Annotated in this window: 11 protein-coding genes and 1 tRNA gene; 5 read left to right on the top strand and 7 right to left on the bottom strand. The window is 69.9% G+C overall.

Features of this window, described 5'->3' with window-relative positions; translation table 11 throughout:
• Nucleotides 1-56: 56 nt before the first annotated feature.
• Nucleotides 57-2,111, bottom strand: a complete 2,055-nt coding sequence (locus tag H490_RS30935; protein WP_051066122.1) for a choice-of-anchor M domain-containing protein — start codon at nt 2,109-2,111, stop codon at nt 57-59.
• Between the two features lie 305 nt (nt 2,112-2,416).
• On the opposite strand from H490_RS30935, the gene H490_RS18205 reads away from it, so the two are divergent.
• The gene (locus H490_RS18205; protein WP_017882830.1) at nt 2,417-2,653 is read left to right on the top strand and encodes a DUF2188 domain-containing protein; all 237 of its coding nucleotides are present in this window, start codon (nt 2,417-2,419) and stop codon (nt 2,651-2,653) included.
• A 64-nt stretch (nt 2,654-2,717) separates the two neighbouring features.
• Here H490_RS18205 and H490_RS18200 read toward each other — a convergent pair whose 3' ends face one another.
• Both H490_RS18200 and H490_RS32590 read right to left on the bottom strand, forming a co-directional pair.
• A complete protein-coding gene (locus H490_RS18200) occupies nt 2,718-4,013 on the bottom strand; it encodes a cytochrome P450 (RefSeq protein ID WP_017882829.1) in 1,296 nt (431 codons plus the stop codon).
• A gap of 292 nt (nt 4,014-4,305) precedes the next feature.
• The gene (locus tag H490_RS32590) at nt 4,306-4,443 is read right to left on the bottom strand and encodes a hypothetical protein (RefSeq protein ID WP_017882828.1); all 138 of its coding nucleotides are present in this window, start codon (nt 4,441-4,443) and stop codon (nt 4,306-4,308) included.
• A 96-nt stretch (nt 4,444-4,539) separates the two neighbouring features.
• Here H490_RS32590 and H490_RS18195 point away from each other — a divergent pair, with 96 nt between their 5' ends.
• From H490_RS18195 to H490_RS32245, 4 genes are all read left to right on the top strand, one after another.
• Nucleotides 4,540-5,649 (top strand): hypothetical protein, encoded by a 1,110-nt coding sequence (locus H490_RS18195; RefSeq protein WP_017882827.1) that lies wholly within the window; start codon nt 4,540-4,542, stop codon nt 5,647-5,649.
• Nucleotides 5,649-6,830 carry an RNA polymerase sigma factor gene (locus H490_RS30930; RefSeq protein ID WP_017882826.1) on the top strand — a complete coding sequence of 394 codons (1,182 nt, stop codon included), beginning with the start codon at nt 5,649-5,651 and terminating at the stop codon, nt 6,828-6,830. The genes H490_RS18195 and H490_RS30930 overlap by 1 nt, the downstream gene beginning before the upstream one ends.
• Before the next feature lie 136 nt (nt 6,831-6,966).
• Entirely contained in the window at nt 6,967-7,413 is a 447-nt protein-coding gene (locus tag H490_RS18190; protein ID WP_017882825.1) for a DUF1801 domain-containing protein, read from the top strand.
• Nucleotides 7,414-7,590: 177 nt separating this feature from the next.
• Nucleotides 7,591-7,761 carry a hypothetical protein gene (locus H490_RS32245; protein WP_017882824.1) on the top strand — a complete coding sequence of 57 codons (171 nt, stop codon included), beginning with the start codon at nt 7,591-7,593 and terminating at the stop codon, nt 7,759-7,761.
• A 143-nt stretch (nt 7,762-7,904) separates the two neighbouring features.
• Here H490_RS32245 and H490_RS18185 read toward each other — a convergent pair.
• The 4 genes from H490_RS18185 to H490_RS18170 form a co-directional block, all read right to left on the bottom strand.
• A tRNA-Pro gene (locus tag H490_RS18185) sits at nt 7,905-7,978 on the bottom strand.
• 274 nt (nt 7,979-8,252) lie between these two features.
• A complete protein-coding gene (locus tag H490_RS18180; protein WP_031289568.1) occupies nt 8,253-9,149 on the bottom strand; it encodes a nucleotidyl transferase AbiEii/AbiGii toxin family protein in 897 nt (298 codons plus the stop codon).
• Entirely contained in the window at nt 9,146-9,715 is a 570-nt protein-coding gene (locus tag H490_RS18175; RefSeq protein ID WP_017882821.1) for a type IV toxin-antitoxin system AbiEi family antitoxin domain-containing protein, read from the bottom strand. Before H490_RS18175 ends, H490_RS18180 begins: the two co-directional genes overlap by 4 nt.
• Before the next feature lie 70 nt (nt 9,716-9,785).
• Nucleotides 9,786-10,877 carry an IS630 family transposase gene (locus H490_RS18170; RefSeq protein ID WP_031289567.1) on the bottom strand — a complete coding sequence of 364 codons (1,092 nt, stop codon included), beginning with the start codon at nt 10,875-10,877 and terminating at the stop codon, nt 9,786-9,788.
• Nucleotides 10,878-10,970: the final 93 nt, after the last annotated feature.

Below are 10,970 nucleotides of genomic sequence, written 5' to 3'. Positions count from 1 at the left end.
TCGCACTGGGAGCGGGCGCGGCCCGGAGGCCGTCGCCCGCTCCGGCATCGACGGTGTCAGTTGCCCGGGGCGTCCGGGGTGCGGCGCCGCGCGAGGAGCACAGCGCCGACGCCCGCGGCGAGCAGCAGCGTCGCAGCGGTGGCGGCAGCGGCGAGCTCGGTGCCCGTGGTCGAGAGCTTGGCCCCTCCCGCGGGTGCATTCGCACCGGCCGGGGTCTGAGCCGCCGGGGCCTGCCCGCCCGGTGCCGTTGCACCCGGCGTGCCCTCGCCGGGCGTGCCGCCGCCGGGCCCGGCAGCCGCCACCTCGATCGCCTGCCACCCGATCAGGCTGCCGTCCTCGGCGAAGGCCGCGAGACGGTGGCCGCCGGCGGGCGCGTCCGCCGGGATCGTCACGGAGACCGAACCGTTGCCGGCCACCGCCTGCCAATCGCCGCCGAGCAGCACGGGATCGGAGAACATCCAGACCGCGACCCAGCGGCCGGCGAACTCGTCGCCCTCGCCGATCTGCACGGTGACGGTCTCGCCCGGGCTGGGTTTCGTATCCGATGCCGTGATGCCGCCGGCCTCGACGCCGTCGAGAGCGGCCCCCGTCTGCGCGGTCGGCGCCGTGTCGGGCTTGGGCGCCGGGTGCTCGCCGCCGTGATCCTCGACGTGCAGGGTGACGGGCTCCGAGACGACGTACCGCTCGCCGTCGTCGTAGCTGAGCTGCGCGAAGATGCTCGCCCCGTCGAGGGCCTCGGTCGCCTCGAACGAGACGGCGGCGCCGTTCTGCGAGACCTCGCCCTGCAGCGGGCTCGGCTCCGTCTCGGCGTCGCGCTGCACGAACCAGTCGTAGCGGGTCAGCACCGACGCGGGCTCGACGCCCGCGGTGAGCGTTGCGGTGTCGCCGGGGTGGTAGTGGCCCGCGAGGCCCGAGATCACGACCCTCTGCAGCGGGTCCGCGCCGTGGTCGTCGACCTCGATCGTCACCGGCTCGGCCGAGGCCACGGCCTCGCCGTGCTCGTCGAGCAGCTGGGCGCTCACCCGGGCGCCGTTCAGCGCCTGCTCGGCCGTGATCCGCAGCTGTGCCTCGGTGACGCCGGCGACGCGCACCGGCTCGGGCTGATCCGTGCGCTGGATGAACCAGGCATAGCCGGCGTTCTCAGCCGCCGGGTCGGAGGCCGCCTCGAGCTCGATCGGGGTGTTCTGGTGGTAGTGCCCGCGCAGCCCGGTGATCGAGAGCGCGGGGGCCTGCGGGGCCTGCGCGTCGAAGCTCCATTCGGACGGGGCGCCGTCGGCGAGGTCGAAGCCGTAGGCCGGCGCGGCGGTGACCGTCAGGTCTTCCCGCAGTTCGTGGGGGCCTGCTTCGAGCACTGCGCCTGATCCGTCGGTGTAGACGGTCCAGGGCTGCGCCGGAATCGTCACGGTGTTGCCCGACTGCGTCGGAGCGGCAGGGGTGAGCTTCGTGCGCTCCGCCACGACGAAGGTGTAGGTGGCGGTGTTGGTGGTGGCGGTCTTCGCGCCGTCGGCGCTCGCCACTTCGCCCTGCACCGTGAGCTTGTAGGTGCCGGGGTCGGTGAACGCCCAGTTGGCGTGGGTGTGCGCCGGGTAGGGCTGCGAGATGACGCCGGGCAGGGCGTAGTCGTCGCCGTGCATGAGCGGCTTCGGCGCGCCGAAGGAGTCCTGCGACCAGAGGAACACCTGCCCGGGGCCCTCGACGTCGACCGTGAAGTCGGTCGAGAACCCCGCCCCGAACTCGGGGGTGAGCGCCTGGGTGTCCCAGCCGGGCCAGATGAGGCTGTGGTCCTGCGTGAGCGGCAGGAAATAGACCGATGACGGCAGGCCGGGCACGTAGTCGGCCGGAACCTGCTGCTGCGCCGCCGGTTTCACGAACAGCTCGACGGATTCGGGCGTGCGCAGCACGTGCGACCCGGTCACGTCCTCCTTGAGCACGAGCCCCGGCGAGCCGTCGTCGTTCAGCACGAGATTGAACGCGTCGATGTGGCCCGTCTCGAGCCTGATCGGGTCTTCCGCGACGGCCGCGTGGGCCGCGGCGGGCGCGATGAGGCCCGCGAGAAGGGCGAGCGCGCCGACGGAGACCGCCGACGCTCTCGTTCGGGTCAGCAAAGCCATGGAGACAACCTTCCAAGTCGGATCACCGCCATCCTTATTGATAACGGTTTTCACTATCATTGCGGATCAGCCGAACGCGCGCAACTCGACGCCCGTCGCGGCGCGCCCGGATCGCGGCCAGAGACGGGGCACGCGCGCCCGAGGCCGGCTCCACAGACACGGCCGATCCGCTCGAGGTGCGTGAAGCAGCGGGCACCGAGCGCGCCGCGCGTCAAGCCCCTGACCGACCCTGCCGCGCACGCCTAGCGTGGGAATCATCGGCGCGGCGGCCGCCGCGCCGACCGAACGAGCAGGAGGTCGAGAGCATGGCGAAGCACGACGTCACCACCAAGGCGAAGAACGGGCAGTGGGTGAACGAGGTCGACGGCGATCCGGCGCTCTCGCGCAGCTTCAGAAGCCGAGACGAGGCCGTTCAGGCAGGTCGCGAGTTCACCGCCGAGCGCGGCACCCGGCACACCGTCGTGCACGACGAGCCGACCAGAGCGATCACCGACGGCGGCGATCCGGAAGACGAGACCCCCGTCGTGGGCGAGGGCGCGTAGCGGCGGGCGCTGGCCCGGGGCGCCGAAAGCGGCCCCGAGGCCGCGCGATCCGGAGCCCGCGTGCTCAGTGCATCGGGCAGCGATCCGCAGCCGCGCCCGCGCCTCGCACCCGCCCACCGGAGGCGGGCTTCGTGGGCAGCCGGCGACGATTCACCTCGAGGCCCCGACCCAGGACCGCGACGCGCTCATCGCTCAGCGTTGCCACGGCCGCGGCGAGACCGACGATCGCGAGCTTCTCTCCCGGGCACCGGTGCCCGCCCGCGACCGTGGCGCCCCCCTGCGGCACGAATGCCGCGAGCTCCTCGTAGTCGTCGATCCCGACGAAGCGCTCGGGATCGAAGAGTTCGGCCCGCTCCCACGACCCGTCGTCGAGGTTCGTGCCGAGCACGTCGAGCACCACCCGACCGCCCGCCGGCACCCGCTCGCCGTCGAGCTCGATGCCCTCGAGCGCCCAAGCGGGCAGCACGGGCACGAAGGGCGCAGTACGGCGCACCTCCTGCGCGAACGCCGTCGCGAGCGGGCCGCTGACGAGGCTGCCGCGCTCGGCGGTCTCGGCGGCGATGCGGGCGCGCCACTCGGGTCGGTCGTGCAGCTCTTTGGCGGCGAAGGCGACGAAACGGGCGACCGCGATGAGCGGGCGGATGCAGTTCTGCAGCTCGATCCCGGCCAGCCGCGCGGGCAGCAGCACGTCCTGCTCATCGCGGTGCCAGGCCCACGCGTGCAGCGCGGTGCCCTCGGCGGGATCGAGCCGGCCGGCGCGCGTCGCCTCGACGAGCTTCTGCGCGTGGCGGTCGGACCACGCGCGGTTCAGGGCCGACATCACGAACTCGGGCGAGTACGGGGCCCCGAAGCCGTCGACGATCTGCGCGAGGCGCGCCGCCCACCGGGTCTGAGCCGCAGCCGTGCCGGGCAGCCCCGCCCAGCGCATGCCGGCGCGGCCGAACACGCCGACGGCGGCATCGTAGGCGGAGCGGTCCCCACCGGCGATCCAGTCGGCGAGCTCCGTGCGCCACTGCTCCTCGATCAGCGGGGCCAGCCGCGCCACCTGCTCGTCCTCGTAGGCGACGTCGACGAAGGTCGACTTGCGGTGGCGGTGCTCCGCGCCGTCGAGGCTGTGCACCGAGCCGTGTCCGAACAGCGTCTCCTGCACGAACGCCGGCATGGCACCGTGCCGGGCCACCCGCCCTTCGTCGTAGAACAGGGCGACCCCCTCGGCGCCGCGCACCAGCAGCGCCTCGCGTCCGAGCAGCCGCATGGGCGCCGATCTCGCCCCGTCGCGCACGCGCTCCCAGATGCGCGCCCCGAAGCCGTAACCGCGAGTGAGGAGCGAGAGCGAGTCGTCGCGCAGCAGGTTGCTCATCGTGGGGTCCTTCCTGGGGTGGGGTCGACTGTCGGGCGCGGGCGCTCCGATGAGGATCAGGCTGGCAGAGCCCGTCGGGTGCCGCCAAGGGGGCGCGCGGGGCCGACAGTTGTGCTAGGGCTCGGCGAGCCGAGTGGAAGGCCGGCCTCCGCACAGCCTCCGCACATGGCAGCCCGGAAACCGCTCCCGTGCAGGGAAATCGCCTAAGCTGGCCTCGGATATTGGGGGGTATCATGCCGGGCAGGGGACCGCACATCGCGAGCGGCGATACATGAGACGCGCGCTCCCCGCACTATTCGCGGCCGTCATCGGTCTTGCCTCGATCGCAGGCCAGCAGCCTGCGCAGGCACTCGACCCCGTCGCTCTCGGCGCCCGAGCTGCTCTCTCCGCTCCCGTCGCCACCGACCTCGCGAGCGTCGTTCCGCCCCATGGGCCCGCCGACGACTCTTCGGAGCCGGGGCCTCCGCCCGCCGGGGGGAGCTCCCCGGAGAACTCGGACTCCTCGCCCAATCTGCAGGCACTCCCCATGCTCGCCTGGCTGGGGCCGGGAAACCCGGTGTGGGTCACCGTCGTGGTGCGCAACGACGGAGCCGGCGCCTCCACCGGCCACACGCTCGATTTCGCGCCGCAGGAGAGCACCGACCGGCAGGTGTCCGCCGACGCGAACTGCGCCGCGACGCCCCCGGGCGGGTTCCGCTGCGTCGGCGGCGCGCTGGCCCCGGGCGAGAGCGAGTTCCACTCCTTCCGGTTCTCCCCGCCGGGAGCCGTAGAGGGGTGGCCGCCGTTCTGGTCGGCGACGGTCGCGGGCGAGCAGCCCGACGCACTCGAGGAGGACGACCGTGTGGTGCTCGAACTGCCCGACTCCACCTTCGTCAGGCTCGAAGCCGACATCAAGACCCGGGTCGACGACACCGACGGCGACGGGCGCGCGACGCCCGGAGAACCCGTGGAGGTCTACGTCTACTTCGTCAACACCAGCGAGTACGAACTCGACGAGGTGGTCGTCGCCGTCACCGGAACCGTCTGGGACCACCGCCGGCTGGCGCAGGCGATCGCGCCCGACGAAGAGACCACGGTGCGATTCGACGCGACCGTGCCGGACCTCGGGGACGACGCATCGAGCGGGGTGGAGGCCGATGTCACCGCCCGCGCCATGGGGGCGACCGTCAACACTTCGAGCGGCACACTGATGCTGCTGGGCCCCTATGCGGCACCGAATCCCGAAGGACCCGAGGGCGAGCAGAACGGCGCCGTGAAGCACGAGGTCATCGGCGCCCCGGCAGAGACCCTCGAGGACGTCGCGCCCCGATCCGCGCCCCTCTCGAGCGATCTCGGGGTCATCGAGACGCGGGAGGATCCGCCCCTCCTCGGCGTCCCTCCGGCGCCGCGGGAAGCCCCGGCCGAGCTCAGCCCGATCCACACCGAGCAGTCGGCGTCGACCTCGCGAGAACAACCCCTCGCAACCGCGTCGGCGCAGCCGTCCTCGGGTCAACAGGCGCCACTCAGCATCACCGGCTCCGACCCCCTCAGAACGTCGATGCTCGGGGCGCACGTGCTCGTCGCGCTCGGGATCGTGTTCGCCCACATCGGCCTCTCGCGGCAGGCGCGCAGAACGCGTGCGGGAAGCGGATCCTGATGTCGGATCGCACCCCTGAGACGGCGCGCGGCGATGACCGCGGCCGTGACGCCCGCGGCAGAGCCGCGCCCGGCCCCGGCCCCGAGCCCACCGACGAGGAGCTGTGCCGGCTCGTACGCGACGGGGAGGCGTGGCCGCTCGAGACGCTCTGGCAGCGCCACAGCGCGGTCGCTCGATCGTGGGCGGCGAAGAAGGATCCGGGGGCCGCCGAGGACATCGTCGCCGAGGCGTTCGCGTCGGTGTTCCAAGCGCTGGTCGGCGGCGGAGGCCCCTCCGCGTCGTTCCGCGGATACCTCTACAAGACGATGGACTCGCTGCTCGCCACCCACTGGAGTTCGCAGCGGCGCATGCATCAGCTCGACGACCTCGGGGGCTTGCCCGCCGATGACGTCGAGAGCTCGCCGGAAGCGCTCGGCGACGCTCAGGAGCAGCGCGCCGCCGCCGCCGCGCTGCTGGAGCTGCCCGAACGGTGGCGCGACGTGATCGTGGCCGTCGATGTCGAGGGGCGACCGGTGCAGGACGTCGCGAGATCGCTCGGCCTCTCCCCGAACTCCACCTCGGTGCTGCTCAAGCGGGCTCGCGGCGGCCTGCGCAAGGCGTGGATCCAGCGCCTGCACCGGCCGACCTCTGCGCTGCCCGACGACTGCGCGAGCGCGGTCGAGCACTTCGGCATCATGCGCTGGGGCAAGCCGGGCGCGCGGCGGAGAGCCGCGGCCGAGCGTCACCTCACCACCTGCGACTCGTGCCGTTCGCGGTACGCGCAGTTCATCGAGCAGGCCACCACCGTCGGCCTGGGGATCGCCGGTCTGCTCGCGCTCACCCGCGAGTGGCGGCAGAAGCTCGTCCCCGCCCTGGCCACCTCCGCGACCGTGGTCGCCTCGTTCTCGATCCCCTCCACGATCGACCAGGCGCCCCTCGCCCCGCCGCCGAGCCCCGCGCCCGTTCAGATCGACGAGTCGCCCGCTCGAACCGGCTCGGGGGCGTCCGGTGCGGATGGCCGCACCGTGGGTTCGGAGCCGGGATCGGGCGACCGGCCTGCGGATCCGAGCGTCACCGCCGAGCCGGATCCCGGAGCCGACACCCCCGAGGACGAGGAAGAGGAGGAAGAGACCACGGTCCTCTACTTCGGGGACTGGACCGGCTGGAACGAGGAAGAGCAGCGCTTCGTCGTGGCGCCGTGACGCCTCGGCCGCGAGGAGCACCGCGCTGCGCGGGACGCCGAGCACCGCATCTCGATCAGGAATCGAGAAGCGCCGTCGGGGCCCCGCCGGTTAGCCTGGGCCGAACACGAATCGACGCGAGGAATGAGGGCGGAAGATGGCTGAGAAGGAGAAGGCCGGGTTCTCGGCGCAGGAGCGGGCCGCGATGAAGGAGCGGGCCGCCGAGCTGAGGGCCGAGGCCAAACGCGAGAAGGGCGCGAAGAAGGCTGCGGCCGAGGAGGCGGAGCTGCTCGCGAAGATCGAGCAGATGCCCGACGGCGACCGGCAGATGGCGCAAAGGGTGCACTCGATCGTCACGTCGGCGGCCCCCGACCTGGCGCCGAAGCTCTACTACGGCCAGCCCGGGTATGCGCGGGGCGGCAAGGTCGTGGTCTTCTTCCGCAGCGGGCAGATGGACAAGGAGCGCTACTCGACGTTCGGCGTGAGCGCCGAGGCGGCGCTCGATGACGAGAGCGGGTTCTGGCCCACCTCGTACGCGCTCGTCGACCCGACGGAGCGCGCCTGGGAGCAGCTCGCAGACGTCGTGCGGAGGGCCGCGGGGTAGCGCGGAGAGGCCGAGGGCCCGGCGGGCTCACTACACCGAGCACACCGCGCCGTCAAGCACTGGCCCGGTCATTCCAGCGCCGTCTACCTTGGGATTCCCGGCTCCTCGGTACCGCCAGACGGCGCACCCGGGATCCCCGTTTCCCTCCGCCTCTCGCGGACGACCGAGGAGAACGCAATGATGGATTCACCGTTCTGGACGCGGCTCGGCACCACCCTCCGCGACACCCTCGACGCCGTCGGAGCGATCAGGCCGAGCCGCCGGCGCCGCGCCCGCGCGAGCAGCCCGCTGCTTCCGGACGACCCCTACGCGCGCTACCTCGAGTGGATGCAGACCCGCGAACCGTAGGCGGCTCGCCCCGGGGCCGGGGGGCCCCGGCTCACTGTTCACCGGGTCGGGCGGGTCCCCGCTTCACCCCCGGCCTTCGAGCGTGGCCACGCGAGCAGGGCGCGAGGCGACGGACCGCGAGACTCCAAGGCAATGAGCGCACCTCAAGTTGAGAGGATTCGAACCTGCGACCCCTTGACCCCCAGTCAGGTGCGCTACCAAGCTGCGCCACAACCCGTTGTTTAGTTATTTTGGGCTGACGAGAGGCTAATGCACTTGACCCCCAGGCAGACGGATCGACCACTTTCCCCACCTGACCAGGGTTTTGGCGTTCCATACGTTGCAGAGCGCGTCATGTTTTGCATGCTTTGCAGAACGTTGACCACTAGATTGGCCCACTAGATTCTTCGGTTCCAGAGCCTCTGGCGAGTTGCCTCACGAGGGGTTTATGGTGACTTTGTGGCGGCCTGTTCGGGCCTCTGGTTCGCACCTCGGATGCTCGACGAGCCCTGTCACACGCTCCACATGCGTTCGGCAGGGTTCCAAGTGCCGTCGAGCGTCGGTTCGGTGAGGATCGGATCAGCGAACGCGACACATACGTCGAGGAGTTCAGCGAAGGCAACAGGAGTGGTCTCAGTCAGTCGTTGTTTCCGCCGCCAGGTCGCCCACTTCGCCTGAGCGAGTTCGGGCATATGGCCGAGTCGCTGTGCGAGCGATTCGAGTTTCACGCCTCGATGGTTCGCAACAATGCGGATCGCTTCCCGCAGATCGCCCGCGGAGATGGCGCGTGTTCCCGCGATAGCGGCGATGTCCACGAAGTCTCGCCAACGGGTGTTCACCTCGCCGCGATCGATCGCGGTGAGTATCTTCTCCGCGAGCACCATGTGATCGGGGTAACCGTTCAGCCGCAGCGTGCCGCCGAGCAGTCTGGGGAGTTCCGCGGTGGTCGGGGCCGGCCAGATCGGGTCGCCGAAGTTCACATCGACATGCAGCGCGATGCGGGCCGGGCCGAGCCCTGCGGTGATCTTGACTCGCACGCCGGAATAGTCGGCTTCATCTCGAATCGGTTGACCTGCCACGGACTCCGCGTCGAACTCCAAGCCATCTTCGAGTGGCTGCGCGATAACTTCACGCACCCGCTGCTCAACCTCGGCGATGTCGTTGCCGAATCCCGATGCGGCGAGGTCGATGTCTCGCGTAGGGCGTCGAGCAGCGAATGCCGCCATCAATACACCACCCTTGAGTACGAAGTCATCCGCACGCACGGATGCGGTAAGACGCTCGAGGAAGCCTTCGAGAGCATATAGCGTGAAATACTCCGCGGGCTCTCGGCCATGACGCTTGGCGAGATTGCGGAGATCGTTGTAGGCGCGGCCAGCTAGGGTGTCTCGTGTGGGAGCCGGGGTCATAGCAGTGCCTCCAGGGCAAGTCGGAGCCGAGGGACAACAGTTGGGAAAGACCTGGCCGTTCGGAGAAGGGTCGCCGGCGAGTTGCCGCGCCCTCGGAGCCAGCGTCGGAGCGCTTCGTGCGCCACGTCGCTTCCTTCGCGGTGCATGAGCCGGAAGGAATCGATGATCGTACGCTCGGCGGAGTAGATTGCCACGCTCATCCCCCCGATGTCCCGCAGTTCCCGGCCGATCTCGAAGGTTTCCGGATCGAACGAATGCCAGGAGGCATGATCGAAGCCCGCGGGGTGGCGGGTGCCGCGCGGAAGCGCGATATCTGCACCAAACGGGATCGCATCGCTCAAGTCATGGTGAACCAGGGCGCTAGTCAAGCAGAGCGTCGCTGCCTGATGCACCGCGGTGGCGGCCGCGAGGGTCACGAGTGATGGGTCGAGCGCGCCAGGTCGCACGAAAACGCCGCGGGCGATACGCTCCAGATCACCGCGCTGCAGGAGATCGTAGATGCGATCCTTGCCGATACCGGCAGCGCGCGCAGCGGCAAGGGTGAACGCAGGCGCCGTGAACTCCACTACTTCCACCTCCTAACCGTTTACAGACCAATGGTATCTGTAGACGGTTAGGATCATCAAGAGGAGGGCCCTAGTGTCCTGGTCCGGTAGTTCGTTGCAGAAATCTGCCGAGTGAGGCGAGGATCTGCTCGGCGCTCTTGGTCCAGATGAAGGGCTTCGGGTTCTCGTTCCATGCAGCTACCCAGCCGCGGAGGTCTTTCTCGAGGGCTTGCACGGACCGGTGGTCGGAGCGCTGCAGCAACTCGCGAGTGACTTCGGCGAAGAGCCGTTCGACTTGATTGATCCAGGACGAGTACGTCGGTGTGAAGTGCATGTGGAAGCGGGGATGCTTCTCGATCCACGCGGTCACGGTCGGGGACTTGTGTGTGCCGTAGTTGTCGCAGCTCACGTGCACGTCCAGGTGCTCGGGAACCTGCTGGTCGATCTTCTGCAGGAACTTCTTGAACTCGACCGCTCGGTGCCGGCGGTGGGTGGACGCGATCACGGTGCCGTCTTGCACGTTCATCGCGGCGAACAGGCTGGTGGTGCCATGCCGGAAGTAGTCATGCGTGCGTTTCTCGGGCATGCCCGGCATCATCGGGAACGCGGGCTGCGACCGCGACAGCGCCTGCACCTGTGATTTCTCGTCCACGCTGAGCACGACCGCCGACTCGGGCGGGTCGAGGTAGAGGCCGACGATGTCGTAGACCTTCTCCACGAACAGCGGGTCGTTGGAGAGCTTGAACCCGTCGGTTCGGTGCGGCTGCAGCCCAAACGCGGTCCAGATCCGCCCGATCGTGGAGCGCGACAGACCGGAGCGTTCAGCCATCTTCGCGCGTGACCAGTGCGTTGCGTTCGCAGGGGTCTGCTCCAACGTCGCGACCACGACGTCCTCGACCTGCTCTGCGGTGATCGTCGCGGGCCTGCCTGGTCGCGGCTCGTCGACGAGCCCGTCCAGACGATGTTCGATGAACCGGGTCCGCCACTTGCGCACCGTCGGAGCCGAACACCCCACCAACGCCATCACCTCGGTGTTCAGCAGACCATCACCGCAAGCCAGCACGATCCGCGACCGAAGCGCGAGCGCCTGCGACGACTTCCTCCGGCGAGACCACCGGACAAGCTGTTCCCGCTCCGCCTCCGTCAACACCAGCTCTGCCTTCGGACGCCCAGTTCGTGCCATACCCCATTCTACAACTAATGAAACGAATTAACGGCGCAAGACACTAGGTGGTCGAGAGATGAACTCTTGGTGAAGTGAGGACCCGCACCTTGC

Origin of the sequence: Leucobacter sp. UCD-THU (assembly GCF_000349545.1) — a bacterium.
Classification (GTDB): Bacteria; Actinomycetota; Actinomycetes; order Actinomycetales; family Microbacteriaceae; genus Leucobacter; species Leucobacter muris.
The sequence above is the reverse complement of the archived record's forward strand: the minus strand, read 5'-3'. Positions and strand labels throughout refer to the sequence as shown.

What these genes read in the sequence shown, in the direction of transcription:
- H490_RS30935 (WP_051066122.1), bottom strand. Translation starts at nt 2,111, where the DNA reads ATGGCTTTGCTGACCCGAACGAGAGCGTCGGCGGTCTCCGTCGGCGCG.
- H490_RS18180 (WP_031289568.1), bottom strand. Translation starts at nt 9,149, where the DNA reads ATGACCCCGGCTCCCACACGAGACACCCTAGCTGGCCGCGCCTACAAC.
- H490_RS18190 (WP_017882825.1), top strand. Translation starts at nt 6,967, where the DNA reads ATGGCTGAGAAGGAGAAGGCCGGGTTCTCGGCGCAGGAGCGGGCCGCG.
- H490_RS30930 (WP_017882826.1), top strand. Translation starts at nt 5,649, where the DNA reads ATGTCGGATCGCACCCCTGAGACGGCGCGCGGCGATGACCGCGGCCGT.
- H490_RS32245 (WP_017882824.1), top strand. Translation starts at nt 7,591, where the DNA reads ATGATGGATTCACCGTTCTGGACGCGGCTCGGCACCACCCTCCGCGAC.
- H490_RS18205 (WP_017882830.1), top strand. Translation starts at nt 2,417, where the DNA reads ATGGCGAAGCACGACGTCACCACCAAGGCGAAGAACGGGCAGTGGGTG.
- H490_RS18200 (WP_017882829.1), bottom strand. Translation starts at nt 4,013, where the DNA reads ATGAGCAACCTGCTGCGCGACGACTCGCTCTCGCTCCTCACTCGCGGT.
- H490_RS32590 (WP_017882828.1), bottom strand. Translation starts at nt 4,443, where the DNA reads ATGGGGCGGAACGACGCTCGCGAGGTCGGTGGCGACGGGAGCGGAGAG.
- H490_RS18170 (WP_031289567.1), bottom strand. Translation starts at nt 10,877, where the DNA reads ATGGCACGAACTGGGCGTCCGAAGGCAGAGCTGGTGTTGACGGAGGCG.
- H490_RS18195 (WP_017882827.1), top strand. Translation starts at nt 4,540, where the DNA reads ATGCTCGCCTGGCTGGGGCCGGGAAACCCGGTGTGGGTCACCGTCGTG.